Annotated in this window: 26 protein-coding genes and 1 pseudogene; 21 read left to right on the top strand and 6 right to left on the bottom strand. The window is 64.1% G+C overall.

All coding sequences use genetic code 11. The features are described from left to right. The first annotated feature begins 279 nt into the window (after positions 1-279). The 10 genes from cysS (at position 280) to EJ067_RS05390 (ending at position 8,760) form a co-directional block, all read left to right on the top strand. Positions 280-1,731, top strand: a complete 1,452-nt coding sequence (gene cysS / locus EJ067_RS05440) for a cysteine--tRNA ligase (RefSeq protein WP_126085020.1) — start codon at positions 280-282, stop codon at positions 1,729-1,731. 283 nt (positions 1,732-2,014) lie between these two features. Further along, the gene (locus tag EJ067_RS05430) at positions 2,015-2,413 is read left to right on the top strand and encodes a DUF559 domain-containing protein (RefSeq protein ID WP_126085018.1); all 399 of its coding nucleotides are present in this window, start codon (positions 2,015-2,017) and stop codon (positions 2,411-2,413) included. Next, positions 2,410-2,796 (top strand): VOC family protein, encoded by a 387-nt coding sequence (locus EJ067_RS05425; protein ID WP_126085017.1) that lies wholly within the window; start codon positions 2,410-2,412, stop codon positions 2,794-2,796. The genes EJ067_RS05430 and EJ067_RS05425 overlap by 4 nt, the downstream gene beginning before the upstream one ends. Before the next feature lie 45 nt (positions 2,797-2,841). Next, positions 2,842-3,333 (top strand): GFA family protein, encoded by a 492-nt coding sequence (locus tag EJ067_RS05420; RefSeq protein ID WP_126085016.1) that lies wholly within the window; start codon positions 2,842-2,844, stop codon positions 3,331-3,333. Continuing rightward, on the top strand, positions 3,330-3,806 hold the full coding sequence (locus tag EJ067_RS05415; protein ID WP_126085015.1) for a GFA family protein: 477 nt from the start codon (positions 3,330-3,332) through the stop codon (positions 3,804-3,806). Before EJ067_RS05420 ends, EJ067_RS05415 begins: the two co-directional genes overlap by 4 nt. Continuing rightward, complete coding sequence (gene pip / locus EJ067_RS05410; RefSeq protein ID WP_126085014.1) at positions 3,803-4,768, top strand: prolyl aminopeptidase; 966 nt, start codon at positions 3,803-3,805, stop codon at positions 4,766-4,768. The genes EJ067_RS05415 and pip overlap by 4 nt, the downstream gene beginning before the upstream one ends. A gap of 53 nt (positions 4,769-4,821) precedes the next feature. Further along, positions 4,822-6,438, top strand: a complete 1,617-nt coding sequence (cimA, locus tag EJ067_RS05405; protein WP_126085013.1) for a citramalate synthase — start codon at positions 4,822-4,824, stop codon at positions 6,436-6,438. Positions 6,439-6,442: 4 nt separating this feature from the next. Beyond that, a complete protein-coding gene (locus EJ067_RS05400) occupies positions 6,443-6,895 on the top strand; it encodes a hypothetical protein (protein ID WP_126085012.1) in 453 nt (150 codons plus the stop codon). A 196-nt stretch (positions 6,896-7,091) separates the two neighbouring features. Beyond that, entirely contained in the window at positions 7,092-8,021 is a 930-nt protein-coding gene (gene rarD, locus EJ067_RS05395) for an EamA family transporter RarD (protein ID WP_126085011.1), read from the top strand. Positions 8,022-8,073: 52 nt separating this feature from the next. After that, positions 8,074-8,760, top strand: coding sequence for a glutathione S-transferase family protein (locus tag EJ067_RS05390; RefSeq protein ID WP_126085010.1), 687 nt, complete (start codon positions 8,074-8,076; stop codon positions 8,758-8,760). A gap of 40 nt (positions 8,761-8,800) precedes the next feature. On the opposite strand, the gene EJ067_RS05385 is transcribed toward EJ067_RS05390, so the two are convergent. Both EJ067_RS05385 and EJ067_RS05380 read right to left on the bottom strand, forming a co-directional pair. After that, positions 8,801-9,796: a transporter gene (locus EJ067_RS05385; RefSeq protein WP_126085009.1), complete on the bottom strand. Its 996-nt coding sequence runs from the start codon at positions 9,794-9,796 to the stop codon at positions 8,801-8,803. 161 nt (positions 9,797-9,957) lie between these two features. Continuing rightward, positions 9,958-12,519 (bottom strand): EAL domain-containing protein, encoded by a 2,562-nt coding sequence (locus tag EJ067_RS05380; RefSeq protein ID WP_245468286.1) that lies wholly within the window; start codon positions 12,517-12,519, stop codon positions 9,958-9,960. Positions 12,520-12,922: 403 nt separating this feature from the next. Here EJ067_RS05380 and EJ067_RS05375 point away from each other — a divergent pair, with 403 nt between their 5' ends. The 3 genes from EJ067_RS05375 (at position 12,923) to EJ067_RS05365 (ending at position 14,947) form a co-directional block, all read left to right on the top strand. Next, the gene (locus tag EJ067_RS05375) at positions 12,923-13,894 is read left to right on the top strand and encodes an MBL fold metallo-hydrolase (RefSeq protein WP_126085008.1); all 972 of its coding nucleotides are present in this window, start codon (positions 12,923-12,925) and stop codon (positions 13,892-13,894) included. A 31-nt stretch (positions 13,895-13,925) separates the two neighbouring features. Then, on the top strand, positions 13,926-14,387 hold the full coding sequence (locus tag EJ067_RS05370; protein WP_126085007.1) for a tetratricopeptide repeat protein: 462 nt from the start codon (positions 13,926-13,928) through the stop codon (positions 14,385-14,387). 155 nt (positions 14,388-14,542) lie between these two features. Continuing rightward, complete coding sequence (locus tag EJ067_RS05365; RefSeq protein WP_126085006.1) at positions 14,543-14,947, top strand: DoxX family protein; 405 nt, start codon at positions 14,543-14,545, stop codon at positions 14,945-14,947. A gap of 112 nt (positions 14,948-15,059) precedes the next feature. Here EJ067_RS05365 and EJ067_RS05360 read toward each other — a convergent pair whose 3' ends face one another. After that, positions 15,060-15,842, bottom strand: a complete 783-nt coding sequence (locus EJ067_RS05360; protein ID WP_126085005.1) for a glucose 1-dehydrogenase — start codon at positions 15,840-15,842, stop codon at positions 15,060-15,062. Positions 15,843-16,262: 420 nt separating this feature from the next. Between EJ067_RS05360 and EJ067_RS05355 the strand changes: the two genes are divergently transcribed. Together EJ067_RS05355 and EJ067_RS05350 are read left to right on the top strand one after the other, a co-directional pair. Beyond that, a complete protein-coding gene (locus tag EJ067_RS05355) occupies positions 16,263-16,637 on the top strand; it encodes a hypothetical protein (protein WP_126085004.1) in 375 nt (124 codons plus the stop codon). Positions 16,638-16,704: 67 nt separating this feature from the next. Next, positions 16,705-17,559, top strand: a complete 855-nt coding sequence (locus EJ067_RS05350; RefSeq protein WP_126085003.1) for a hypothetical protein — start codon at positions 16,705-16,707, stop codon at positions 17,557-17,559. Positions 17,560-17,599: 40 nt separating this feature from the next. Here the strand turns inward: EJ067_RS05350 and EJ067_RS05345 are convergent, their stop codons facing one another. Then, a complete protein-coding gene (locus EJ067_RS05345) occupies positions 17,600-17,890 on the bottom strand; it encodes a muconolactone Delta-isomerase family protein (RefSeq protein ID WP_126085002.1) in 291 nt (96 codons plus the stop codon). 104 nt (positions 17,891-17,994) lie between these two features. Between EJ067_RS05345 and EJ067_RS05340 the strand changes: the two genes are divergently transcribed. Further along, a complete protein-coding gene (locus tag EJ067_RS05340) occupies positions 17,995-18,903 on the top strand; it encodes a LysR substrate-binding domain-containing protein (protein WP_126085001.1) in 909 nt (302 codons plus the stop codon). Positions 18,904-19,002: 99 nt separating this feature from the next. Next, positions 19,003-19,643: pseudogene (locus tag EJ067_RS05335) on the top strand (substrate-binding domain-containing protein). A gap of 7 nt (positions 19,644-19,650) precedes the next feature. Here the strand turns inward: EJ067_RS05335 and EJ067_RS05330 are convergent. Continuing rightward, on the bottom strand, positions 19,651-20,262 hold the full coding sequence (locus EJ067_RS05330) for a TIGR00730 family Rossman fold protein (RefSeq protein ID WP_126085000.1): 612 nt from the start codon (positions 20,260-20,262) through the stop codon (positions 19,651-19,653). Positions 20,263-20,379: 117 nt separating this feature from the next. Between EJ067_RS05330 and EJ067_RS05325 the strand changes: the two genes are divergently transcribed. The 4 genes from EJ067_RS05325 (at position 20,380) to EJ067_RS05310 (ending at position 24,922) form a co-directional block, all read left to right on the top strand. Next, positions 20,380-21,948: a LysM peptidoglycan-binding domain-containing protein gene (locus tag EJ067_RS05325; protein ID WP_126084999.1), complete on the top strand. Its 1,569-nt coding sequence runs from the start codon at positions 20,380-20,382 to the stop codon at positions 21,946-21,948. Between the two features lie 250 nt (positions 21,949-22,198). Further along, positions 22,199-22,519, top strand: coding sequence for a metalloregulator ArsR/SmtB family transcription factor (locus EJ067_RS05320; protein WP_126084998.1), 321 nt, complete (start codon positions 22,199-22,201; stop codon positions 22,517-22,519). 27 nt (positions 22,520-22,546) lie between these two features. Further along, positions 22,547-24,430 carry an ABC transporter ATP-binding protein/permease gene (locus EJ067_RS05315; protein WP_126084997.1) on the top strand — a complete coding sequence of 628 codons (1,884 nt, stop codon included), beginning with the start codon at positions 22,547-22,549 and terminating at the stop codon, positions 24,428-24,430. A 150-nt stretch (positions 24,431-24,580) separates the two neighbouring features. After that, positions 24,581-24,922, top strand: coding sequence for an antibiotic biosynthesis monooxygenase (locus tag EJ067_RS05310; protein ID WP_126084996.1), 342 nt, complete (start codon positions 24,581-24,583; stop codon positions 24,920-24,922). Here EJ067_RS05310 and EJ067_RS05305 read toward each other — a convergent pair. Next, positions 24,898-25,794, bottom strand: coding sequence for an SMP-30/gluconolactonase/LRE family protein (locus EJ067_RS05305; RefSeq protein WP_126084995.1), 897 nt, complete (start codon positions 25,792-25,794; stop codon positions 24,898-24,900). The genes EJ067_RS05310 and EJ067_RS05305 overlap by 25 nt on opposite strands. Positions 25,795-25,923: the final 129 nt, after the last annotated feature.

Raw genomic sequence — 25,923 nt, 5'->3', positions numbered from 1 at the left:
ATGTTTAATAAAATGTTTCGCCCCGTCTTTACCTGTGATCCATCGACATCTTTCGCGAGTTGAGCGGCTTGACGGCAACACCTGGTGGCGCGATAAAGCCGCCCATGAAAACGTCTTTCGCCATTTGTGGCATTTGCATTATTGACTAGCCTCGCGCTGGTCCGGACGTTTTCGCCTTATCTTCCCCCAGATTGGACAAACGCCCCGGCCAGCAGGCTGGAGTCCGCTTTGCGCTTCGGCGCAACGTGGGTTTGCGAGTAACCGACCGGGAAGGCACGCATGTCTGACGCATCGAAGGGCCTCAGCTTCTACAACACGCTAACGCGGGCGAAGGAGCGTTTCGTTCCGATCGATCCGCAAAATGTGCGCATGTATGTCTGTGGTCCGACCGTCTATGACTTCGCCCATATCGGCAACGCCAGGCCGGCGATCGTCTTCGACGTGCTGTTCCGTTTGCTGCGCCAACTCTACGGCGAAAGCCGCGTCACGTATGTGCGCAACATCACGGACGTCGACGACAAGATCAACGCCAGGGCGCTTCGCGATTTCGGCGCGGAGATCGAAGCCGGAAAACTCTCGCTCAACGATGCGATCCGCAAGGTCACCGAAAAGACCGCCGACCAGTATCACAGGGACGTCGCTGCGCTCGGCTGCCTGGAGCCGACTTTCGAGCCGCGCGCCACCGAATTCGTTGCGCCGCGCGCGGACGGCAAGGCCGACATGCTGTCGCTGATCCGGCAGTTGATCGAGCGCGGCCACGCCTATGCCGCCGGCGGCGAGGTACTGTTCGACACCGCCTCGATGCCGGACTATGGCGAGCTCTCGAAACGCAATCTCGACGAGCAGCAGGCCGGCGCCCGCATCGCCGTCGACGAGCATAAGAAGAACGCCGGCGATTTCGTATTATGGAAACTCTCGAGCCCGGAAGAACCGGGCTGGGAGAGCCCGTGGGGCAGGGGCCGGCCTGGCTGGCACATCGAATGCTCGGCGATGTCGGCCGCCTATCTCGGCGAGGTCTTCGACATCCATGGCGGCGGGCTCGACCTGATCTTCCCGCACCACGAGAACGAGATCGCGCAGTCGCGCTGCGCCCACGGCACCAGGGTCATGGCCAATGTGTGGATGCACAATGGCTTCCTGCAGGTCGAGGGCCAGAAGATGTCGAAGAGCCTCGGCAATTTCTATTCCATCCACGAGCTCTTGGAGACCAACACCTTCGGCGGCCGCAGCTGGCCGGGCGAGGTGCTGAGGCTGGCGATGCTGATGACGCATTACCGCGAGCCGATCGACTTCTCCGTGCGCAAGCTGGAGGAGGCGGAAAACACGCTGCGCAAATGGAAGCGCGCGGCGGACCTTGCGCCGGAGGGAGCGAAGGATCTGCCGGCCGATGTGGTGGAAGCACTGGCCGACGACCTCGCCACTTACGCCGCCTTCCAGCGGCTGACGCAGCTTGCCGGCGAGGCGATCGAGTTCAGCGGCGCCGGTGACAATGCTGCCGCCGCTTCGCTGAAGGCCGCGCTTGCCTTCCTCGGCTTCGACGTCGGCGCTGCCAAGGTGGACGAGGCCGCGATCGCCAAGGCGATCGCCGGGCGTTTGGCGCTGATCGCAGCCAAGAACTGGGCCGAAGCCGACCGCGTGCGCGAAGAGCTTCTGGCGCAGGGCGTGCAACTGAAGGACGGCAAGGATCCTGTCACCGGCCAGCGCGTGACCACGTGGGAGGTCAGGCGGTGAGGGTGGTGCGGGACATCGTTGCAAGGCTGGCTGAGGCGCCGGCGACGGCCGATCTCCCCCCTTGCGGGGGAGATGTCCGGCAGGACAGAGGGGGGTGTGAAGGAACGCCATCGTATCAGCTTGCCGTAGGTGACAGCGTACCTCTTCTGAAAGTCGAGCGCTCCCCAGTTGCCACGCTGGCGGGACAGCACCCCCCTCTGTCCTGCCGGACATCTCCCCCGCAAGGGGGGAGATTAGCTCTCGCTCGCGGTTTCGCTAATCTCCGGCGTGAGCTTGCCTAGCCATGGGTCACGACCTCGTTCCATCCCGTCAGCGCAAAAACGCCAAGTCGATGCGGCGCGCGATGACCGATGCAGAGTTGAAGCTTTGGAACGAGTTGCGCGCTCACCGGCTCATGGGCATGAGCTTTCGGCGACAGGTGCCGATAGGGCCTTACATCGTTGACTTCGCGTGCTCGGCGCACCGTATCATCGTAGAGGTGGATGGCAGTCAGCATGCCGACGCAGAGCACTTACGGCATGACGAGGCTCGAAGCGCTTACCTAGGTGCCAGCGGCTGGACCATCCTGCGCTTCTGGAACGACGACGTCATCCGCGATATCGACAATGTCTGCCAGCACATCGTCATCGTGGCCGGGTTGGCCGATGCGCCCGCGCCACCAACGAAGGAGCTCGTCATATGATCGACCATCTCGGCATCACCGCTTCCGATTTCGACGCATCGAAAGCCTTCTACGACAAGGCGATGGCGCCGCTGGGCGCCTCGCTGCTCTACATGGTGCCGGAAGAATATACCGGCGGCGCCAAGGTCGGCGGTTATGGCCGCGACCGGCCGGTGTTCTGGGTGACCGGCGGCAAGGAGAAGCCGAGAGACCGCCAGCACGTCGCCTTCACCGCGCGCAACCGCGCCGAGGTGGACGCCTTCCATGCCGCGGCGCTTGCCGCCGGCGGCAGGGACAATGGCCGGCCCGGCCTGCGCCCGCACTATCACCCCAACTACTACGGCGCCTTCGTCTTCGATCCCGACGGCAACAATGTTGAGGCGGTCTGCCATGACCCGGAGTGAGCCCATCAATCGGACCATGAATCGGCCCATGACTGGGAGTGAGCCATGAGCCTCGACAACCGGCCGGTCTATACGGGCGGCTGCCAGTGCGGAGCGGTGCGCTTCCGCGTCGAGGGCACGCTCGGCGATGCCTCGGTCTGCCATTGCCGCATGTGCCAGAAGGCGAGTGGCAATTTCTATCTGCCGCTGGTTTCGGTGCGTGGCGCCAGGCTCGACTGGACGCGCGGCGAGCCGAAGCGCTTCCGCTCGTCCAGCGCCGCATGGCGCGGCTTCTGCGCCGAATGCGGCACGCCGCTGACCTTCGAGGCGCCGGACGGCGTGGCGCTGGCGATCGCCGCCTTCGACGATCCGACCGGCATCGCGCCGACGATCCAATGGGGCGTCGAGGCGAAGCTGCCCTATGTCGACAGCATTCCAAAGCTGCCGTCCGAGGCCACGATGGCCGATATTTCGTCCGCGCCCTATCTCGCCGAGCTCGTCTCCTACCAGCATCCCGACCACGACACCGACCAATGGCCGCCGGAGGAAAGACCATGACCGACCAGGTTCGAACAGGCGGCTGCCAGTGCGGCGCCGTGCGCTTCCGCATCAGGGGCAAGCTTGGCCGCCCGTCCATCTGCCACTGCCGCATGTGCCAAAAGCAATTCGGCAATTTCTTCGGCGCGCTGGTGACGGTGCCGAAGGACGGCGTCGAATGGACGCATGAGGAGCCGAGTTATTTCCAGTCCTCGGTCAACATCGATCGCGGTTTCTGCCGCCGCTGCGGCACGCCGCTGACCTACCGCCAGCCGGGCGCGCTGGAGATCGCCATCGGCGCCTTCGACGACCGCTCGGACCTCGCGCCACAGATCCAGGTCAACTACGCAGCTCGCTTGCCCTGGGTGGAGAAGATCTTCGAGGCGCCGATCCACGACGACCCCGACTACTATCGAAGGCAGGAGCAGATCATCTCCTTCCAGCATCCCGACCACGAGACGGCCAACTGGCCGCAGCAGGGCCTGAAACTATGACCATCCACGCCAGTTCCTTGCGTAGCCTCTATCCGGAGATCGAGCCGTTCGAGACCGGCATGCTCGATGTCGGCGACGGCCATACCGTTTATTGGGAGCGCTGCGGCACCAAGGGCGCGAAGCCCGCCGTGTTCCTGCATGGCGGCCCGGGCGGCACGATCTCGCCGAAACACCGTCGGCTGTTCGACCCGAAACTCTACGACGTCATCCTGTTCGACCAGCGCGGCTGCGGGAAGTCCACGCCCAACGCTTCGCTTGAAGCCAACACGACATGGCATCTGGTCGCCGACATCGAGCGGCTGCGCGAGATGGCGGGCTTCGACAAATGGCTGGTGTTCGGCGGCTCGTGGGGCTCGACGCTGGCGCTTGCCTATTCCGAGACGCATCCGGAGCGCGTCAGCGAGCTCGTCGTGCGCGGCATCTACACGCTCACTCGCGCCGAGCTGGAATGGTACTATCAGTTCGGCGTCTCGGAGATGTTCCCCGACAAGTGGGAGCGGTTTCTCGCGCCGATTCCGGAGGCCGAGCGCGGCGACATGATGGCCGCCTACCGCAAGCGGCTGGTGGGCACGGACTGCAAGGCTCAAGTCGAGGCCGCCCTTGCCTGGAGTCTCTGGGAAGGCGAGACGATCACGCTCTTGCCGGAGCCTGAAACCAGCACGCCCTTCGGCCAGGACGACTACGCGGTTGCGTTTGCCCGCATCGAGAACCATTATTTCGTCCATGCCGGCTGGCTGGAGGAAGGTCAGCTGCTGCGCGACGCCTGGAAGCTGAAGGACATCCCTGGCACCATCGTCCACGGCCGCTACGACATGCCGTGCCCGGCACGCTATGCCTGGGCCCTGCACAAGGCCTGGCCGAAGGCCGATTTCCACCTGATCGAGGGCGCCGGCCATGCCTATTCGGAGCCCAGGATCCTGGATCGGCTGATCCGCGCGACGGATGGGTTTGCGGGGAAATAGTGATGCACGTTCGTGCTCCACGGTGAAGGAGCGCGGCATTTCGAGCGACTGTCATGACAAAGCAACGCCTCTACCTCTTCGACACCACGCTTCGCGACGGTCAGCAGACGCCGGGCATCGACTTTTCCGTCGAGGACAAGATCGCGATCGCCAAGCTGCTCGACGAGTTCGGCGTCGACTATGTCGAGGGCGGCTATCCCGGCGCCAATCCGACCGACACCGCCTTCTTCCAGAACAAGCGCACCGCAAGGGCCAGCTTCGTCGCCTTCGGCATGACCAAGCGGGCAGGGGTCTCGGCCTCCAATGACCCGGGGCTTGCGGCCCTTGTGCAGTCGAAGTCCGACGCCATCTGCTTCGTCGCCAAGAGCTGGGACTATCATGTGCGCGTCGCGCTCGGCTGTACCAACGAGGAGAACCTGGAGTCGATCAAGACCTCGGTCGAGACTGCGGTGGCCGCCGGCAAGGAGGCGATGGTCGACTGCGAGCACTTCTTCGACGGCTTCAAGGCTAATCCGGACTATGCGCTGGCCTGCGCCAGGACCGCCTATGACGCTGGCGCGCGCTGGGTGGTGCTGTGCGACACCAATGGCGGCACGCAGCCTTCGGAAGTGCGTGCCATCGTCGAGAAGGTCATCGCTGGCGGCATCCCGGGCGACCATCTCGGGATCCATGCGCATGACGACACCGGCCAGGCGGTGGCGAATTCACTCGCCGCCGTCGAGGCCGGCGTGCGCCAGGTCCAAGGCACGCTGAACGGCATCGGCGAGCGCTGCGGCAACGCCAATCTGATCTCGATCGTGCCTACGCTTTCGCTGAAGCCTGCCTTCGCCGATCGCTTCGAGACCGGCATTTCGGCCGAGGCGCTGACCGGAATCTCGCGGCTCTCCCGCGCCTTCGACGAACTCTTGAACCGCGCGCCGGAAGCCCAGGCGCCCTATGTCGGCTCCTCGGCGTTTGCCACCAAGGCCGGCATCCATGCCTCGGCTTTAGCCAAGGAGCCGGCGACCTACGAGCATGTGCCGCCGGAGGCCGTCGGCAATCGCCGCCGCGTCATGGTCTCCGACCAGGGCGGCAAGGCGAATTTCCTCGCCGAATTGAAGCGGCGCGGCATCGAAGTGCCGAGGGACGATCGCCGGCTCGACGCGCTGATCGCCGTGGTCAAGGAACGCGAGGCCGAAGGCTACGCCTATGAGGGCGCCGACGCGTCTTTCGAGCTCCTGGCGCGCAAGATGCTGCACGGCCTGCCGGAGTTCTTCAACGTCACCTCCTTCCGCTGCATGGTCGAGCGCCGCTTCGATGCCAACGGCAATCTGAAGACGGTGTCCGAGGCGATCGTGAAGGTGATGGTCGACGGCGAGGAGAAGATGTCGGTGGCCGAAGGTCACGGCCCGGTCAATGCGCTCGACATCGCGCTGCGCAAGGATCTCGGCAAGTACCAGAGCGAGATCGTCGATCTCGAGCTCGCCGACTTCAAGGTCCGTATCCTCAACGGCGGCACCGAGGCCATCACCCGCGTTCTCATCGAATCGCACGATTCCACCGGTGCCCGCTGGTGGACGGTCGGCGTTTCGGAAAACATCATCGACGCCTCTTTCCAGGCGCTGATGGATTCGATCATCTACAAGCTGATGAAGAACCGCGAGATGGCGGGATTGGTGGCGGCGGAGTAGACGCGTGGGCTTTTCGATAAGCTGGTTTGGCTTTCGCGGTTACGAGATTAAGGACGCGGCGGCCCTGTTCGGCAGGGACGTCGGCGAATCGTCGGAAGATTTCGATGCTCCCATAAGCGCTTATCGAAGCGACAAGAACTGGGCGATCATCATCCTCGGCTACTGCAGCTTTCCCAACCCTCCAGACAGCTATTTGTCTGCGTTTTCGCAAGGCAGGGAAATGGTCGTCGTGCATATAGAAGAACAGACGATGTTTGCTCGCGCCGAGCTCTGGAGCTCCGGAAAGAATATCTGGAGGGTTTGGCACAGGGGCGACAAAGACGTCAGGGAAATTCACATCACGGGCGATCTTCAGCCTCCTTTGAATCCTCGAGGCAGCAGGCATTTTCAAAACAGGACAAGGAAAGTGATGTCGATTATGTCTTCGACATTCCTCTCGATCTGGCGGCGGAGTTGACGGGCTTCAGGCATGACGAGGAGCACCCGACAGGGTCTTCTTCGAGCTTGTCGAAAAACCCGCCCAGCAATGAGCAGGCACCGCTGTCGACGGCAACTGGAGCGAAGTCAACCGCTTGAACCATCACCAAAAGTCGATTGATCCATCATAATTTTGTGATGGTCTTGGACGATGCGCTGGGCCATAGCGTTGGGCCATGGTCACCACAACAGCCGATCTCGATCAAGACGCCAGGGCCCGCCGAGGGTTCCTGCTGGCGCTGGGCGCCTATTTCCTTCGGGGGCTCTTGCCCTTCTACATGAAGGCGGTGGCGCATCTGCCGCTCGCCGAGGTGATCGCCAACCGCGTCGTCTGGTCGGTGCCGATCGCAGCTTGCGTGCTGGTCTGGGCCGGCCGCACCGCCGATTTCAAGGTGGCGATTCGCTCGCCTCGCTCGATCGCCATGGCGGCGCTGACGGCGGTGCTGATCTCGGTCAACTGGGGCATCTATGTCTGGGCGATCTCGGTCGGCCGCACCGTCGAGACGGCACTGGGCTACTACATCAATCCGCTGGTGGTTATCGTCGTCGGGGCGGTGTTGCTCGGCGAGCGGCTCGACCGCTTGCAGATTGTCGCGGTGGCGCTGGCCGCGATCGCTGTGACGGTGCTCACCGTCGAGGCCGGCAAGCTGCCCTGGGTGTCGCTGGCGCTCGCCTTCTCCTTCGCCGCCTACGGCTTCTTCCGCAAGACCCTGCCGATCGGCCCGAGCCAGGGCTTTCTGCTCGAAGTGCTTTTGCTCTCGGTGCCGGCGCTCGGCTACATCGCCTATCTGATCGCCACCGGCCAGGACCATTTCGTCTCCAGCACCGCCACGGACACCGCGCTGCTGATCGGCTGCGGCCCGATCACCGCGGTGCCGCTGCTGCTCTTTGCTTTCGGCGCGAGGTTGCTGCGCCTCTCCACCATCGGCATCATGCAGTATATCGCGCCGACCATGGTGTTCCTGATCGCCGTGCTGATCTTCGACGAGCCGTTCGGCACCACCCAGGCGATCGCCTTCGCGCTGATCTGGACGGCGCTGGCCATGTACAGCTGGTCGATGTTCAAGGGCCGCGAGGTCCGGCAGCCGGCATCCTCGACAAGGTAAGCAAGAAGGGTGAGACGGTTTTCCGTCCGCATTATACGCGAAGGGGTGCCTGATGTACGTTCTGCACATTGGCAACAAGAACTATTCGTCCTGGTCGCTGCGGCCGTGGGTGCTGATGCGCACCCTCGACATTCCCTTCGAGGAGCGGCTGACGCCGTTCCCGGCCGGATCGAGTTTCAGCCTCTTCCGGTCGTTCTCGCCGAACGGCCGCGTGCCCTGCCTGATCGACGACGGCTGGGCGGTTTGGGATTCGCTCGCCATCGCGGAGTATCTGGCCGAGCGTCATCAGGGCGTATGGCCGGCGGACGCCAGGGCGCGCGCCTGGGCGCGTTCGGCCGCCGCCGAGATGCATTCGAGTTTCATCGCCTTGCGCAACGACTGCCCGATGAGCTGCGGCGTCCGCGTCGAGCCGTTCCCGATGTCCGATGATCTGAAGCACGATCTCTTCCGCCTCGGCGACCTCTGGAATGATGGCCTCGCCCGTTTCGGCGGACCGTTCCTGGCCGGCGACCGCTTCACCGCAGTCGATGCCTTCTTTGCCCCGGTGGCCTTCCGGGTGCAGTCCTATGGCTTGACGTTCGAGGGCGCCGCCGCTGCCTACCCAGAGCGGCTGCTCGATCTCCCGGCCATGCGCGAATGGTACGAGGCCGGCCTCGCCGAGACATGGCGCGAGCCCGGCCATGAGGCGGAAGTCCACGCCGCCGGCACTCTCGTCGAGGATCTGCGCGCAGGCGCGTGAAACGCTCTAAGTATTTGTTTTTACGCAATTCCGGACGGCTCTAAACCCGCCCGAGTCGCCGCACGATCATATAGACGACGCCGGCGATCGCGATCGATATCGCCGTCACCACCCAGAAACCCAGCGGCGTGTCGACCAGCGGCAACCCGCCGACATTCATGCCGAACAGGCCCGAGATGATGGTCATCGGCAACAGCACCGCCGTCATCACGGAGAGGATGTAGAGCAGCTGGTTCGATTGTTCGGTCAGCTTCGCCATCAGCTCGTCCTGCAGGAGGCGAGTGCGCGCCTGCAACTGCTCGCCGTCGTGATGCAGCGTGTGCGCCCGGTGCGAGAGGCGCGTGGCCATGTCGTTGATCGGGTCCGGCAGGTCGTCACGATGCGAATGGTCGAGATGGCGGAAGAGGTTGGTGAGCGTCGCCATCTGGCGGTGGATGATCACCAGGTGCCGGCGCGCGTCGACCAACGCCTGCCGCTCGCTGTGCCATGCGTCGCAGACGATGCGATCCTCGATGCCGTCCAGCGTGCCGCCCATCTTGTCGAGCTCGCCGGCCATGCCGTCGAGCGACTGGCCCATCACCGCCTCGATCAATTCGGCCGGTGAGCGGAATTTGCGCGCGCCGCTCTCGACCAGCTTGCGGATCTTGTCGACCGACTCCAACGGCTGCTTGCGAGCCCCGACCAGCATCGTCTCGTTGAAGGCGAAGCGGAAATGGGTGAGCCCGCGCGCCTCGGCGAAGTCGTGCCTAAGGTCGGGCAGATCGCCGTAGAGGAAGCCGTCCTCGAAATCGATGTGGCAGCCGTGGCTGGGAGACAGGAAGGCTTCGCGCACCAGCGTCGGCAGCGCCTGCTCGGTGCCGATTTCCTTGCGCGCGCGCATGTCCGTGATCTGGTAGCTGCGCCACGTCCAGCACGCCTCGGCCGGGTCCTTGGTGCGCAAGCCCTCGGCGGTGAAATGATAGATGAAGAACAGGCCGTGCTCGTCCGGCAAATAGGGCGACAGGTCGGTGCCTTCGTCGGGAACAGCGATGTTCATGGCGGCTTCGCCGGCTCTTGATGCGGAAGGGGTCGCGGTGGCGGCCAGGCGCCGTTTCTAACATGAGCGATCTCGCCGCGTGTGACAGTTCGATGACGGCCGGACGCAGACCCAGCCGCCGCGTCTTCGCGGCCAGAAAGGCAATTGTGGAGGCGTTTCGCTTACCCGGCTGCCAGCCATTTGCGGGACTGGGCGAAGGTCCTGAAGGATTTCGCGTCCATCGGACGGCCGAAGGCATATCCCTGCAGGATGTCGCAGCCAAGCTCCTTCAGGATGCGCGCATGTTCCATCGTCTCGACGCCTTCGGCGACGACCTCTATACCGAGCGACTTGCCGATCTCGATGATAGAGGATACCAGCCGCCGCTGCGCCCCGGAGCCGATGATCGGCGTGACAAGCTGGCGGTCGATCTTGAGGCGACGAGGCTGCAGCTTGAGCAGGCTGACGACCGACGCATAGCCCGTGCCGAAATCGTCGATCTCGATGTCGATCCCGAGCTCCTTGATATGTTCGATATTCCAGGCGACGAGATCGTCGTTCTCATCGAGGAAGATGGACTCCACCAGCTCGAACGACACGGTTCCTTGCTTGATCGCGAGCTTGCGCAGGCCGTTGATGAGATCCTTGTCCTCCAGGCGCCTCGCGGAGACATTGACCGACACGCGCGGGATGGTGAGCCCGTCAGTCGACCAGCGCTCGAAATTCTCCAGCGCCTGCTCCAGGACCGTGCGGTCGATCAGCGACACGACGTTCAGTTCCTCGGCCACATTGAGGAAGATGTCGGGGGCGAGGATGCCGCGCCGCGGATGCCGCCACCGCGACAGCGCCTCGACGCCGACGATCTCCAGCGTCTCGGCGTCGAACTGCGGCTGGTAATAAGCGACGAACTCGTTGCGCTCCAGCCCGCCGAGTATCTCGTCGGCGGTCTGCTTGGTCCGGACGATCTCGCTCTGGAGCTCCTCGTTGAAGAATTCGTAGCGGTTACGGCCGCGGCTCTTGGCCCGGTAGAGCGCAAGATCGGCGTTGATGAGCACTTGCTTCGCGTCGACGCCGCTATTGGCTGCAATGCCGATTGTGACCCCGAACCTGCATTGGTGACCTTGGTAGTCGACGGGCTGGCGCATCTCCTCGATGATACGGTCGGCAAGCGCCGCGAGTTCGTCGTCGTCACGCCCGTGGCTCACGACCACGAATTCGTCGCCGCCGATACGCGCTACGAAATCGGTTGCACCGGCTTCGGCCTTGATGACCTTGGAGGCATGCATCAGCATGGCGTCGCCCGCCGCGTGGCCGAGCGTGTCGTTGATGTGCTTGAAGCGGTCGAGGTCGAGATGCAGAAGCGCCGTCCGGCCGTCGACTGTGCCGCCTTCGGCGAGCATCTCGTCGAGATAGCGGCGATTGGGCAGGCCGGTTAGCGAATCATGCAGCGCGACGTGTTCGATGCGCGCCTTCGCCGCTTCCAGCTCGACATTCTTCGATTCCGACAGCTGGCGTTCCCGCATCAGGTTCTCGTTGAGGAGCACGTCGCTGGTCACATCCCATTCGGCGCCGACCATCTTGGGCGTGCCACCGATATCCTGCAGGAAGGTTGCTCGCGCGCGCACATGACGGGTCGTGCCGTCGGGCAACAGAAGCCGGTACTGCGAGGAATAGCGGCCCTTGGTCGCGGCGGCGGTGTCGAAATCACGTCTCGCCCGTTCAAGATCGTCGGGGTGGATGGTTCGTTCCCAATCGTGATAGGCGCGCGTCTCGCCGTCCGCCGGTTTGCCGTAGATCTCGTTGACGCGATCGTCCCATACCAGCTGGTTGGTGGAGAGGTCATGCTCCCACACGCCGATGCCGGATGCGTCGAGTGCAAGCTCCAGCCGCTGCGAAAGCCGCCTGAGTTCGGCGTAGTTCTTCTGCCTTTCGCCGAAAAGCCAGCCGGCGACCAGGATAGGCAGCACCACCAGAGTGCCGGCCAACGCCATCGTCGCCAGCAGGAAGGCCTCGTTCTCTGGCGTGGTCGGCCACCCCCCCTTGGGCACCGCCGATATCTGCCAGGAACCTACCGGCAATCGCACCTCGGCCGTCACCGGATTGGCGTTGACGATGTTTTCGCCGCCGAAGAAGCGTTCGCCGCCGCCACCCAGCGCATCCTTGCCGATGAGCGCTACGTCGATGTCGAGACTGGGATCGGTGAGACCGCTCGCGGCATAAAGGCGATCGACGTCGATCACCGCAGAGACTATGCCCCAGAAGCGGTCGCCGCCGCCCGCCGTCGGCACGAAGATCGGAATCCGGCCGATAAAGCCGCGGCCGCCCTGGGCGAGGTTGACGGGACCGGCGAGGATCAGCGCGCGCTGGTCGCGCGCGCGAAGCGCCGCCATGCGTTGCGCCTCGTTTTTGCGGTAGTCGAGCCCTACCGCCTTCTCGTTGCCTTTTATGGGGTACATCAGCGAGATGACGAGATCGGGCGCGCCGGCAATGTTGTGCAACTGCGAATTCTGCTTGAACAGATTGGCGGCCAGCGAGGCAAATCTCTGCTGCCCCATATAAGGCTCGGTTACGATGGTCGAGGCGAGGCCCTGCACCAACTGGAGATTGCCGTTTATGTTGCCTTCCAGCTTGGCGCGAACGACGTTGACTTTGGCCAGCACGTCCGCGCGGGTCAATTGATCCGCCACTCTCCTGTTCTGCTGGTCGACGAATATGGCGCAGATCAGAAGCACGACGGCAGCGATCGCCGCCGGCAAGTTGGCGGAAGAGAAAGCGGCCTGGCTGACTCGGCCGAGATTGAGACCCTTGCTGGTCAAATCGACCCGATAACCTTTCCTGGACAATGGTCCATCGGTCGACGCTAATGGAAAGTGCTTAAATTATAACTTCCGCGTCGGGCCGAAGTTTCAGCATCTGCACTCGGATTTTCCGCATTCTGGCCAGCAAACTGAAGCCTTGCCTAACGGCGGCTTGGTTGCTGCCAAGGCTGCGTTCTTTCAGCTTTTCAAAAAATTCTGCGTCCGTCCGGGAATAAAGCCCGTGCCTTCCGGGTCTTGCTGTGTAGCGAGGCCATCCTCCCAAGGCAGCAAGCCAATGAACTTCCGTCCGCAACTCGCAGCCACTCATGGCCACTAGAGGAGACTTCTGATGTTCAACATGACACGCCGCATGGTGCTTGGATCCGCGGCGGCAGCCGCCGCCTTCGGCATTGCCGGCAAGCTGGAATTCGCGTCCGCGGCTCACGCCGACACCCCGGTCGAGCCGCTGGTCGGCTTCCATAAATACAAGGTGGGCTCGCTCGAGGTCACCGCCGTCTATGACGGCATTTGGCGCAAGCCCCACGACCCGGCCTTCATCAAGGACGTTTCCGTCGACGACACCAAGGCGGCACTCGCCAAGGCGGGGCTCACCACCGAGTTCATGCCGATCCCGCTCACCGTCGTGGTGCTCAAGATGAACGGCCGCACCATCATGATGGATGCCGGCTCCGGCGTCGGCCAGTGGCAGGCCAACGCCACGCATCTGCCGGCCAACATGAAGGCCGCCGGCATCGACTACAAGGCGATCGACGCCATCATGATCTCGCATTTCCACCCCGACCATGTCTGGGGCCTGATGGAGAAGGGCACCAACGCGCCGGTGTTTCCGAATGCGGAGCTGATCGTCAATGCCACCGAATACAATTGGTGGACCGACCCCAGCCGGCTTGCCAAGCTGCCCGAAGGCCGCAAGCCGGCGGGCAAGCGCATCGCCGAAAACTTCCCGAAGTGGAAGAACTGGAAGCTGGTGGATGACGGCACGGAAGTGGTGCCCGGCATCCGCATCATGGCGGCGCCCGGCCACACGCCCGGCCATTCCGTCTACCATGTCGATGCCGGCTCCGAGCAGTTCCTCGTCTCGGCCGACACCATGTACGTGCCGGCGCTGCTCGCGCCGCATCCCGAATGGCAGGGCGCCTACGACCAGGACGGGCCGATGGCGATCGCCACGCGGCACAAGATCGTCGACCAGGTGATCGCCGACAATGTCCGCATCTGCGGCTCACACTTCCCGTTCCCGGGCACCGGCAGCTTCGTCAAGGACGGCAACGCCTACGCCTTCACCCCAACCCAGATCTGAATCGAGTTCTGAAGACAAAGAGACAACGCCAATGAAACATGCACTTTTCGCGGTGCTCGGCGCCATTGCGGTGCTGACCGCGGCCCCGATCGCCATCGCCGTGCCGGCTTATGCCGTGGACGACATCGAAGGCGCCGACGCGCCGGACCTGACGGCCGTGAAAGCCAAGATCGACGCCAAGGACTACAAGGGCGCGCTGGCCGACCTGCGCGATCTCGCGCAGGACACCCAGCAGTCCGACGTCTACAATCTGCTCGGCTTCACGTTGCGCAAGACCGGCGACTACCAGACCTCGCTCACCTACTACACCAAGGCGCTGGAGCTTAAGCCCGACCACAAGGCGGCGCATGAATATCTCGGCGAGCTCTATGTCGAGACCGGCGATATGGCCAAGGCCAACGAGCAGCTCGCCTCGCTGCAGAAGCTCTGCCCGGCGGGCTGCGAAGAACTTTCGGACCTCAAGCAGGCCATCGATACCAAGGTGACGAAGTAGGCGCCATGCCCTGATCCTCGCTCCCCAAAGTGGGGAGAGACGGCGGCGAAGAGGCCTTTGCGAAGCAGTCGCTCGCAAAGGTCTGCGGCGCGCTGGCAAGTTGCCCACCCTGATGAGATGGCCCTCGTCAGCGACATAACTTTTCGGAGCCGACCATGACACCGATCGAACTCGCGCAAAGACTTCACGCCAGGGACGTCGTCCTGCTTGCCGGCCGCCTGCTTCTGTCGCTGACCTTCGTGCATGAAGGCCTGCAGCTCACGACGCATTTCGAGGGCGCTGAGAAAGCGATGGCCGCGCTCGGCGTCGGCACGCCGCTGCTCCTTGCCACCATCGCGCTGCAGCTCGGTGCCGGCTTATCCGTGGCGCTCGGCGTCCTGGCGCGCCTCGGCGCGGTAGCGCTCGGCCTGTTCTGCCTGATGACGGCAAGCCTCTTCCACGCAAGCTTCGCCAGCCAGAACGAGCTCCTGCATTTCGAGAAGGATCTCGCCATTGCCGGCGGCATGTTCATCCTGGCGCTCAGCGGGTCCGGCAGGCTGTCGGTGGATAGGGTGCTGTAGGGATGGCGAAGGGCAGGGCGTGCGAAGGCCCAAAGGCCGATGCCGCGCCGATCGAGCAGCATCTGTCGGTGGGCGAGTCCAGCCTACCGATCTGAGAGGGGGCGAGGCCCCGCTACAACACGCTCGTGATCCCGCCATCCACCAGCAGCGTCTGTCCCGTTACGAAGCTCGCGGCGTCGGATGCCAGGAACACGGCAGCGCCGGCCAGTTCCTCGACGTCGCCCCAGCGCCGCATCGGCGTGCGCCCGGTAAGCCAGCCGGAGAATGTCTCGTCGGCGACCAGCGCGGCGTTGAGCTCGGTCTTGAAATAGCCGGGCGCGATCGCGTTGACGCGCACGCCGTGCTGGCCCCATTCGCCGGCCATCGATTTGGTCAGCATGGTGATCGCTCCCTTGGTTGCAGCGTAGGGTGCGATCGAGGGGCGGGCGAGCACGCTCTGCACCGAGGAGACGTTGATGATGACGCCCTTGCGGCGCGCGATCATGCCTTTGACCACCGCCCGGCTCACCTTGAACACGCCGTCGAGGTTGGTCGCCATCAGCGCGTCCCAGTCGGCGTCGCTGAAACTCTCCAGCGGTGCCCGGCGCTGAATGCCGGCATTGTTGACCAGGATGTCGATCGGACCGGTGCCGGCCTCCGCCGCCGCAATTGCGGTATCGACCGACTGCGTGTCGGTGACGTCGATCACCGATTCTGAAATCGTGCAGCCCGCGGCGCGCAGGCGATCGCCGGCAGCTTTGAGTTCGTCCGCCTTGCGGCCGCCGAGCGTGACACGCGCGCCGGCCCCGGCAAGCGCCTGCGCGAAGGCAAGACCAAGGCCTCGGCTGGCGCCGGTGATGAAGGCATGCCTGCCCTCGAGGCCGAACAGGCGGCCGAGATAATCAGTCGAACGCAATTTTGCACCTTCATCGATTGTCGCCGGCGGGCTCACCGGCCGTCGCCAGCGTGCCGCGCGGCTCGATGAAGTGCAAGCGTCTGGCAGCATCGATCTGATGGCGCCGACTGAGCCAGACTAAAACGTGTTGGGATTCAAGTGCAGAGCTAGTGTAAATAGCCCAGCAGCCAAAGAATGAGGATGATGGGCAAAGGAATCCCGATAAGCCAAAGCAGTGCGCCTCGCAGCATGACGATCTCCACAATCTCATTATATGAGGCAACGCTAACGTGCTGGCTTGGTTCCCGGTCGGGAGTATGCTGCACTGGGCACTGGCGACGGGAGCCGATGCTCGGCTTAGGCTTCCATACCTGCCCCGTTACCCGCCATTAATTCCGGACTGCTACTTTAAGCTGTGTCTGTTGGGGCAAGGGGGTTGCCGTGGGCCAGCGCGCATTCATCTCTCTGCTCATCTTGCTTGCAGTGCTTGTCGCTTTGTCGGCGACTTCCTTTCCGGGCGCGATGATCGGCTTCCTGTTCGGGATCGCCATTGCCTTCTTCGTCGCCGGGCCGGCTCTGCTGCTCGGCAAGGTGCTGGAGCAGGCCGGCATGCCGGTGAGCGGAACGGCGGTGCTATGGGCGCTGGGCGGGCTCTACGCGGTGCTCGTTCTTGCCGCTGCCGTCCAGATTTGGCGCCGGCTTCAGCGCCAGGAGGCGGACCAGGCGCGATTGGCCGGCCTGCGGCTGGCGCTTCTAGTCGCGCTGCCTTGGATTGCCTGGCTCTCGGTGAACGCGATGCAGAACGCCTGGCCGTGAGGTCTGGGCGGCGGCTCCGTGAACTGGCAAGATGGCCTGGCTTAATGTCGCGGGCGAGGGGTGGGCGATGACTTTGCTTCAATTCGCAGTCACCGGCGAACAGGTCTCGAACGAGGAGACCGAAGAGGTCATCCGCGAGGCGGAACCGCATCGTGGCCTGGTGCGCTACCGTCCCGATGGCGGCGAGCTGTTCGTTCATACGCGCGTGAACATGGCGCTTCTGCGCGCCGCCGCTTCGCTGCCGATCCTGCTCCTGAAGCTCACCCCGCGCGCGAACGAACTGACGCCGCGCGACGCTCTGCTGTCTCCCAAGGGATCAATCCGGAATTACGCCTTCCTCGAAAAGCTTTGCGAGGATCTGGCAACCGCCGGCTGTCCTGCCTGCTACCTGGCGGAGCGGCATGGCGAGGGGCGTCGGGATTTCTATTTCACCACGGAAGACGTAGCCGGCTTTGAGCAGATAGCCCGCATGGCGGCCGAGGCGTTTGCCTTTCCGCTCATTCTCGAACAGCATTCGCTTGCAGCGGTTGCGCCGCTCATTCTTCCTGCCGAGGCGATCGGCGACCTCAACCTGGAAATCGCTCCGGATGCCCGCATCCGGCCGACACGCTTCGAGTTCTGGGGCGCGGAGCCCGCACTGAAAAAGCTGTGCGCCGAGCTCGAAAAGCGCGGCTATCGCTTCCTCAGCTTCGAGGCGTTCTCCCGTGAACTGCGGATGGCAAAGAACGTGCCGATCGATGGCGAAGGGTTTAGCGCCGTGTTGAGAGAAATCGTCCCGTTGGCAAGGTCGCTGCAATGCAGCTATTGCGGCACCGAGACCGTCGAAGGGCGCGATCAGTTCCTGCTCACCCGCCCATTGCCCGAGCGCTACGTCGGCGCGTCGCGGGTGGGCCTTTTGCGTCGCATCTTCGGTCGCTCATAGGTGTTGCCGGCCAAGCGGCAGCACCGATCTTCACGCGGTCTCAGCGCTTCGGACCGAACCCAGGATACGGGCTGAGCGGAACGATCGCCGCGATGTCCATCATGCCGGCCTCGACCAGCGGCAGCGTGGCGAGATGGCCTCGCACCTCCTTCTCGTCGGCCGCCTCGAACATCACGCCGCTGCCGGGAATGTCGCCGCGGTTCCAGACCTGCCGCACGGCGCCCTGCGCATAGAGCGTGCGCCGCTGCTCGGCCTCGCCGGGCAGCAGCGGCGCGAAATCGGCGTCGCTGAACTTCTGGGTGTTGCGGGTAAGCAGGGCAAAGAACTGCATGGCGGTCTCCTTCGTGGCCGGTTGATGTCACGAGATATCGCGCCGGCTGGTCAGACAGTCCAAGACTGATTAGGCTAAAGTTAAGACCTGACAGGACTTGGAAGATGCTCGACCTGCGCCAGATCAGATATTTCGTCGCCGTCGCCGAGGCCGGCAATGTCGGCCGCGCCGCCGAGCAGCTGCACATCTCCCAGTCGCCCTTGAGCCGGCAGATCATGCAGCTCGAGGAGCAGCTGGGCGTTGTCCTGTTCGAGCGGGCGAAGCAGCGCGTCCATCTCAACGCCGAGGGCAAGGCTTTCCTCGCCGAAGCCCGGGCGCTGCTCGCCAGCGCCGCGCGGCTGGAGGAGCTCGGCCGCAATCTTGCGACCGGCGCGGCCGGCAGCCTCGCCATCGGCTATGTCGAGGGCGCTGTGCACGCCGGTCTGGTCGCCGCCATGCTCAAGGAATTCCGCCGCGAGCGGCCGGATTTCCATCTGCAACTCAGGAGCGGCCGCACGGCAGCGCAGTTCGAAGGTCTGCGGCAGCGTGCGCTCGACCTCGGCTTCGTCTATGCGCCGGCGCCGAAGGGCGATCCGGATATCGAGAGCATGCTGGTGCGGCGCGAACAGCTGGTGCTGGCAATCCCCGACGGTGATCTGCTTGCTGATGTCCCCGACATCCGGCCGGATCATCTCGACGGCCGCGTCTGGATCACTGTCGTGCGTCAGCCCGACGACACCAATCGCGCGCAGTTCCTGGCGGCTTGTGTCGAGGCCGGCTTCGTGCCCGACATCGCCTATGAGACAGCCGACCCGCTGACCTCGCTCGGCCTGGTCAGCGCCGGCCTTGGTCTGGCGACGGTCCAGGACAGTCTGCGCGCCGCAGCGCCGCCGGGGATCGTCTTCCGCGACCTGCCGTGGTTCGGGCGCAGTGTCGCCATCCATCTCGCGTGGCGCCGCAATGATCGGAGGGCGGTGGTTGGGGATTTGAGGAAGGCGCTAGTTCCAGGCAATTCACACGTTCTGTCGGTTTGATCAGGAGGCCGGCACGACGACACGCTGGCCGGGGCCACCTTGGAATGCAGGCTCGGATACGTGTAAGGAAGGTCGTTTCGACCGATTTCAGGTTAGGCCATGAATCAGGATATCCGGCTGTTTGGGGCTATTGCAGTTCGCCCAGCCGTCCTTGCTCTCGTATCCCAGTTCGAAGCAGCGGCAGGGTTCACGGTCGCGGCAAAGTGGGAACTCAATCCGACAGTAAAGAAGCAGATTGAGGCTGGGGAACCCTTTGACCTTGTTATCACCAATCCGAACCTGGTTCGGGATCTGATATGGGGGTGGCGGCCAAGGCAGGCAGTCAACCACCCAACATTGGATCCGTGGAAGCATTCGTACATGCGTTGAAGAGCGCCAGCTCAATCGCCTATGCCAGCGAAGGAACCAGCGGGGGCTACTTCTCCGGTTTGCTGGAACGCTTGAGAATAGTGGATGAGGTGAAGCCCAAGCTTGTGGCCGTATCGGGAGGGCAGACAGCGCTTGCCGTTGGCCGCGGCGAAGCAGAGTTGGGGGTCGTTCCCGTGACTTCGATTATCGCAGCCGCTCCTGAGGTCATGCTTGTCGGTCAGTTCCCGGCAGAACTTCAAAGTTATATCGACTTTGCCATTGGCATCGGCGCCGATTCAAAACATTCGGAAGCTGCCAGGCAGCTATCGGAATTTCTGATGTCGGCAGCCGTTGACGACATATTGGCGGCAAAGGGCGTCGAGCGCCGCTGAACGCGCCCTACATCTTGTCGATCACCGCCTGCATACCCTCCGTCGGCGCGTCGACAGACGATCCGGCGACCATGATGGCGGCGACGATGGCCTCGGGGTCGTTGACCACCAGCGGCTTCACCCTATGTGCGGTGTGGATGAAGCCTTCGCCCGACATGTGCTCGATCAGCGAAAGCATCGGGTCCCAGAAGCCCTTGATGTTGGCGAATACGATCGGCTTGCGGTGATGGCCGAGCTGCGCCCAGGTCATGATCTCGACGATCTCCTCGACCGTGCCGATGCCGCCCGGCAGCGCCACGAAGGCGTCGGACTTCTCGAACATCCGGTGCTTGCGCTCGTGCATGTTGTCGGTGATCAACAGCTCGTCGAGCTTGTCGAGAGCGATCTGGGTTGCCTCCCTGTTGATCAGGAAGCGCGGGATGATGCCGGTCACCTGGCCGCCGGCCTTGATCGCTCCGTCGGCGACGGCGCCCATGATGCCCTTTGTGCCGCCGCCATAGATCAGGCGCAGGCCTGACTTGGCCAGCGAGCGGCCGAGCAGGTGGCCGGCCTTGACATAGGCGTCGTCGCGGCCCGGAGACGAACCGCAATAGACGCAGACGGATCGAATCGTGTTCATGGGATGATTGGTGATGGGACCAGTTGGCGCGGTCAAGCCCATGGGCGGGCTTTTTCTTGTAGCACTGGTTAAAACACGCTAGACCGGCGTTAGGTGGCTAAGGGGGCAGAAAAGATTATGGCTATCAATCCTTCAAAGGCGTTCTTGTTCGCGGCGGGCGGTGTTGCCGTCGTCGCGGCGGTCGCCTACGGATCGGGCGCGCTCGACCCGTATATCAACAACCAGAAACCGGCACAGGTCGCGGCGCTTCCGCAGGCGGATACGAAACCAGCTGAATCCAACAGCACGTCCACCGAGGGGCGCCTGCCGCAGACGCAAGCCCCGGCCAACACGATGGCGCCGGCCAACAAGATGGCGCCCGCCAACAACGCAATGGCACCGGCCAACAATGCGACGGCTCCGGCAGTTTCGGCGCCGGCCGCTCAGGCGCCCGCCGCCGGTCCGGTGCTGCCGACCTTCGATGTCGTGCGCGTCGAAGGCGACGGCTCGATCGTCGTCGCCGGCAGCGCCGCGCCCAACGCCAAGGTCGAGATCCTGAATGGCGGGACGGTGCTTGGCTCGACCGATGCCGGCCCCGACGGCGCCTTCGCCATCGTGCTCGACGATCCGCTGAAGCCCGGCGACTACACGATCACGCTGCGCTCGACAGCCGGCGGCGTCGCCGTTGCGTCGGTGCAGACGGCCGTCGTCTCGGTGCCGCAGAGTCCGACCGGCCAGGTGCTGGCGATGGTCGAGGAGCCGGGCAAGCCGTCCGAACTGCTCACCGTTCCGCAGCCGGAGGCCAAGCCGGCCGCACCGGCCGCCACTGACCAGGCTGCCGCCCCGGCGGCGCAGGCCCCGGCCGCTGCCACGACCGCCCCCAATACCGAGGCCGCGCCGGCCGCAACTGCTCCGGGCGCCACCGACCAGGCTGCCGCCCCTGCAACACAGACCCCAACCGCCGCAGCAGGCGAGCCCAAGATCGCCGTCGAGGCGGTCGAGATCGACGGCAGCAAGATCTTTGTCGCCGGCACTGCGGACCCCGGCCGCAAGGTGCGCGCCTATGCCGACGACATCCTGCTTGGCGAGGCCAAGACTTCGCCCGACGGCCATTTCCTGATCGAGGCGGCGCGCGACATCCCGGTCGGCAGCCACACCATCCATGTCGACGGCCTGGATGACGACGGCGTCAAGGTCGTCGCCCGCGCCGCCGTGCCGTTCGAACGCGAGCCCGGTGAGTCGATCGCCGCTATCGCGCCGAGCGAGACCAAGCCGGCTGATACCAAGCTCACGCAGGTCCAGGGTGCCGGGTCCCTGGCCGGGCAGGCCAAGCCAGCCGAGACTGCTGCGGCGACCGAGACCAAGCCCGCCGAGACAACGACGACGGCGCCGGCAGCCCAGGCTCCGGCCAAAGTCGCGGAAGCGACGCCGTCGGCCGGTGTGGCGGAGACGGTCGCGCCGAAGCTCGAACACGCCGACGGCTCGGTCATCATCCGCCGCAATGACACGCTCTGGCGCATCTCGCGCCGCGTCTACGGTCATGGCGTGCGCTTTTCGACCATCTATCTCGCCAACCAGGACCAGATCCGTGACCCCGACCGCATCTGGCCCGGCCAGGTCTTCAAGGTTCCCGGCAAGTCGAAGGAAGGCGAGCCGGCCGACATGAAGGCCATGGGCGACCAGATGACTACGCCAAAGGCGGAGTAGGGTGGCGACTAGCTGATCTCCCCCTTGTGGGGGAGATGCCGGCAGGCAGAGGGGGGCGCTGTCCCGCCGGCTTCTCAGTCTGCATAAAACGGTGGGCTGTGTATGTTGGCCAGATTGGGAGAGGCCGCGTTCCTTCGCGCCCCTCTGTCCTGCCGGACATCTCCCCACAAGGGGGAGATTACCAGTTCCGACGATCTACCCATCCGCCTAGCTTGCCCTCTCATCGTTCATCGTCTATCGCCGATGAACGATGACCGAATCCCAATCTCACAACCGCGCCCCCGACAGCCGCGCCGTTGCCGCGCGGTTTGCGGCACTTTCGCATCCGGCGCGCATCGAGATCCTGAAGCGTCTCTCGGCCAGCCGCTGCTGCTCCTGCCGCGAGGTGGTCGATCATCTCGACCTCGCCCAGTCGACGGTCTCGCAACATCTGAAAATCCTGGTCGAGGCCGGGCTGGTCCGCTTCGAGGCCGACCGCCAGCGCTCGCGCTACGCGGTCGATCACGCGGCGCTCGCGAGCGTGTCCGCCTCGCTCCATGACCTCGTCAACTCCTGCTGCGCCAGCCGCTGAACCCTCTCACCCAAAAGGCAAGAAATAGTGGCCGACAAGACAGTCTCCGCCGAATCCGGCACCCTCACCACACTACGCAACCTGTGGCCTTATATGTGGCCGGCCGACCGCGCCGACTTAAGAGCCCGCGTCACCTGGGCGACGCTGCTGCTGGTCGTCGCCAAGCTCACGCTGGTCGCCGGCCCCTATTTCTTCAAATGGGCGACCGATGCGCTGGCGCACGGCTCGAAGACGCCGCCGCCACTGCCCGCCTTCATGCTGGCGCCGGTGATGCTGGTCATCGCCTACAACGTGCTGAGGCTGGTGCAGCTCGGCTTCAACCAGCTGCGCGACGCGCTGTTCGCCCGCGTCGGTCAGTATGCGGTGCGCCAGCTCGCCTTCCGCACCTTCGTCCACATGCATCAGCTGTCGCTACGTTTCCATTTGGAGCGCCGCACCGGCGGCCTGTCGCGCATCATCGAGCGCGGCACCAAGGGCATCGAGACGATCGTGCGCTTCGTCATGCTGAACACGGCGCCGACCATCCTCGAATTCGCGCTGACGGCCGCCATCTTCGCCTATACCTATGGCTGGAAATATGTGGGCGTCGTCGCGGTCACCGTCTGGATCTATGTCTGGTTCACGGTCAAGGCCAGCGACTGGCGCATCTCGATCCGCCGCGACATGAACGACAGTGACACCGACGCCAACACCAAGGCGATCGACTCGCTCTTGAATTTCGAGACGGTCAAATATTTCACCAACGAGCGCATGGAGGCCGAGCGCTTCGACCGCTCGATGGCGCGCTACGAGACCGCCGCGACGAAAACCTGGACGTCGCTCGGCTGGCTGAACTTCGGCCAGGGCGTCATCTTCGGGATGGGCACCGTCATCGTCATGTGCATGTCGGCGCTCGAGGTGCAGGCCGGCACGCAGTCGGTCGGCGATTTCGTCTTCATCAACGCCATGCTGATGCAGCTTTCGGTGCCGCTCAACTTCATCGGTTTCATCTATCGTGAGATCCGGCAAGGCCTGACCGACATCGAGCACATGTTCGACCTGCTCGACGTGCCGCAGGAGATCGTCGACAAGCCGGATGCCAGGCCGTTGAAGGTGAGTGCCGGCAAGGTCGAATTCCGCGACGTGCACTTCTCCTACGATCCGAACCGCAAGATCCTGAAAGGCGTCTCCTTCGAGGTTCCGGCCGGCAAGACGGTGGCGATCGTCGGCCCGTCGGGCGCCGGCAAGTCGACCATCTCCAGGCTTCTCTTCCGCTTCTATGACGTCCAGCGTGGCCAGGTGCTGATCGACGGCCAGGATATCCGCGACGTGACGCAGCAGAGCCTGCGCGCCGTGCTCGGCATGGTGCCGCAGGACACTGTGCTCTTCAACGACACCATCGCCTACAACATCCGCTACGGCCGCGTCGGCGCCAGCGAGGAGGAGGTGCGCAAGGCGGCCGAGCTCGCCCAGATCGGGCCGTTCATCGACAAACTCCCCGACGGCTATCGCTCGATGGTCGGCGAGCGCGGCCTGAAGCTGTCCGGCGGCGAGAAGCAGCGCGTGGCGATCGCCCGCACCATCCTCAAGGCGCCGCCGATCCTGATGCTGGACGAAGCGACCTCGGCGCTGGACACCCAGACCGAGCAGGAAATCCAGGCGGCGCTCGACCTCGTCAGCAAGGGCCGCACCACCATCGTCATCGCCCACCGGCTGTCGACTGTGATCTCGGCCGACGAGATCATCGTGCTGAAAGACGGCCAGATCGCCGAGCGCGGCACCCATGCGGCTTTGCTCGCCAAGCACGGCCTCTACGCCTCTATGTGGGACCGCCAGCGCGAAGCGACCGAAGCCGAGGAACGCCTGCGCATCGCCAGAGAAGGCGACGAGCTTGGTGTGATCGTGCGGCGGAGGACGTCGGAGGTTTCGTAGGAGCGGCGAAGCGCCAATCTCCCCCCTTGTGGGGGAGATCAGCAGTGTCAACGTCTCGCGAAATTCTCCTTGACCTCAACCTATCTTGAGCTTGCAAACCGTCTCCGAGCCCCTGCGAAACAAGTCGTTAAAGAACGGAGACGGATCGAAATGAGCAATAAGAATCAACGCGATGGCAGCGTGTTCCGGGTCGACAAGTTCGTCGTCCCAGCGGAAGCGCGTGACGAGATCCTCGCCAAGGTATTCATGACGCATGAATTGCTGCGCCGGCAGGAAGGCTTCGTGCAGGATTTCCTGCTCGAGCAGTTCTCCGGCCCCGGCGAATTCAACATCGTCACCATGGTCGAATGGGAAAGCCAGGCGGCCGTCGACAAGGTGGTGCCGATAGTCAAGGCAGCGCATCAGCGCATCGCCTTCAGCCCGCAGGAGACGATCGCCCGCCTCGGCGTCAAGGCCGACATCGCCAACTACCAGCGCGTGCCGGAATCATAAGACGGCCATCCCGCCCCAGGCGAGGAAACGGCGGCGCTCAGCACCTGACCGGTGCGGGCGTCGCTCACCATGTTCTCGAAACCGCGCCATTCGGCGGCAACGATGAACAGCGTCCTGCCGCCGGCGCCGCCCAGCATGCAGGCAAAGCAGCCGCGATCGACCTCGACCTTGTCGATTTTCGCACTGCCTTCGCGCACCCTGACGCAGTGCCGGTTGGGCACGTCGGCGTACCAGACGCAGCCCTCGGCATCGATGCATATGCCGTCGGGATAATCATTGCCGAGATCCGCCCAAACGCGGCGGTTGGAAAGGCTGCCGTCGGTCGTGATATCGAAGGCGGTGAGGCGGTTGGCGTGGGATTCGGCGACAATGAGCGTCCGGTTGTCCGGTGCCACCGCCATGCCATTGGCGAAGGCAATGTTCTCGGCCACCTGTCGGACCGCGCCGTTCGGCGTGATCAGCACGATGGTGCCCGGCCCAAAATGCTCACCCGGCGCCGGCGCCGGTCCGCCGCCATTGACATAGATGTTGCCGCGTCCGTCGACGACGATCTCGTTCCATGGGTTCTTGGACAGGTCTCTCAGATCGGCATGGGTGGCGAGCGTTCCGTCTCGTTCCTGCCGGAGCAGAAGCCCCTCCCGACCGGAGACCACCAGAAGCCGGCCGTCGGGCAGCCAGTCGATCGAATAGGGCAGGACGGCCGGCACGGTGAGCATGACCTCGCTCTTGCCCTCTTCGTCCACGGCGACAATCTCGCCCGTGCCCCAGTTGCAGAGCCAGAGTCGCCCCTCACGCCAGCGCGGCGACTCGCCGAAGGCGAGGCCCTCTGTGATGACCCTGGCACTTCTTGCAGACGATTTCGGCGATGGCATCGGCGGCTCCTTGGAGTGTTGTCTAGCCAAGGACGAGTGAAAGGGCCGAGTTCCGACAGTAGAGGCAAAAGTTATTGCCGCGCGCCGCGCCTGCATCAGAGCCCGCCTCTCTGCCATTGTTGCGTTGCG

It is taken from the genome of Mesorhizobium sp. M1D.F.Ca.ET.043.01.1.1, assembly GCF_003952385.1.
Taxonomy (GTDB): Bacteria; Pseudomonadota; Alphaproteobacteria; order Rhizobiales; family Rhizobiaceae; genus Mesorhizobium.
Note: the sequence above shows the minus strand (reverse complement) of the source record. Positions and strands in the feature narration are given on the sequence as shown.

Excerpts from the sequence above, each read along its gene's own strand:
- cysS (WP_126085020.1), top strand. The coding sequence starts at position 280 with ATGTCTGACGCATCGAAGGGCCTCAGCTTCTACAACACGCTAACGCGG.
- EJ067_RS05430 (WP_126085018.1), top strand. The coding sequence starts at position 2,015 with ATGGGTCACGACCTCGTTCCATCCCGTCAGCGCAAAAACGCCAAGTCG.
- EJ067_RS05425 (WP_126085017.1), top strand. The coding sequence starts at position 2,410 with ATGATCGACCATCTCGGCATCACCGCTTCCGATTTCGACGCATCGAAA.
- EJ067_RS05420 (WP_126085016.1), top strand. The coding sequence starts at position 2,842 with ATGAGCCTCGACAACCGGCCGGTCTATACGGGCGGCTGCCAGTGCGGA.
- EJ067_RS05415 (WP_126085015.1), top strand. The coding sequence starts at position 3,330 with ATGACCGACCAGGTTCGAACAGGCGGCTGCCAGTGCGGCGCCGTGCGC.
- pip (WP_126085014.1), top strand. The coding sequence starts at position 3,803 with ATGACCATCCACGCCAGTTCCTTGCGTAGCCTCTATCCGGAGATCGAG.
- cimA (WP_126085013.1), top strand. The coding sequence starts at position 4,822 with ATGACAAAGCAACGCCTCTACCTCTTCGACACCACGCTTCGCGACGGT.
- rarD (WP_126085011.1), top strand. The coding sequence starts at position 7,092 with ATGGTCACCACAACAGCCGATCTCGATCAAGACGCCAGGGCCCGCCGA.
- EJ067_RS05390 (WP_126085010.1), top strand. The coding sequence starts at position 8,074 with ATGTACGTTCTGCACATTGGCAACAAGAACTATTCGTCCTGGTCGCTG.
- EJ067_RS05385 (WP_126085009.1), bottom strand. The coding sequence starts at position 9,796 with ATGAACATCGCTGTTCCCGACGAAGGCACCGACCTGTCGCCCTATTTG.
- EJ067_RS05375 (WP_126085008.1), top strand. The coding sequence starts at position 12,923 with ATGTTCAACATGACACGCCGCATGGTGCTTGGATCCGCGGCGGCAGCC.
- EJ067_RS05370 (WP_126085007.1), top strand. The coding sequence starts at position 13,926 with ATGAAACATGCACTTTTCGCGGTGCTCGGCGCCATTGCGGTGCTGACC.
- EJ067_RS05365 (WP_126085006.1), top strand. The coding sequence starts at position 14,543 with ATGACACCGATCGAACTCGCGCAAAGACTTCACGCCAGGGACGTCGTC.
- EJ067_RS05350 (WP_126085003.1), top strand. The coding sequence starts at position 16,705 with ATGACTTTGCTTCAATTCGCAGTCACCGGCGAACAGGTCTCGAACGAG.
- EJ067_RS05345 (WP_126085002.1), bottom strand. The coding sequence starts at position 17,890 with ATGCAGTTCTTTGCCCTGCTTACCCGCAACACCCAGAAGTTCAGCGAC.
- EJ067_RS05340 (WP_126085001.1), top strand. The coding sequence starts at position 17,995 with ATGCTCGACCTGCGCCAGATCAGATATTTCGTCGCCGTCGCCGAGGCC.
- EJ067_RS05330 (WP_126085000.1), bottom strand. The coding sequence starts at position 20,262 with ATGAACACGATTCGATCCGTCTGCGTCTATTGCGGTTCGTCTCCGGGC.
- EJ067_RS05325 (WP_126084999.1), top strand. The coding sequence starts at position 20,380 with ATGGCTATCAATCCTTCAAAGGCGTTCTTGTTCGCGGCGGGCGGTGTT.
- EJ067_RS05320 (WP_126084998.1), top strand. The coding sequence starts at position 22,199 with ATGACCGAATCCCAATCTCACAACCGCGCCCCCGACAGCCGCGCCGTT.
- EJ067_RS05310 (WP_126084996.1), top strand. The coding sequence starts at position 24,581 with ATGAGCAATAAGAATCAACGCGATGGCAGCGTGTTCCGGGTCGACAAG.
- EJ067_RS05305 (WP_126084995.1), bottom strand. The coding sequence starts at position 25,794 with ATGCCATCGCCGAAATCGTCTGCAAGAAGTGCCAGGGTCATCACAGAG.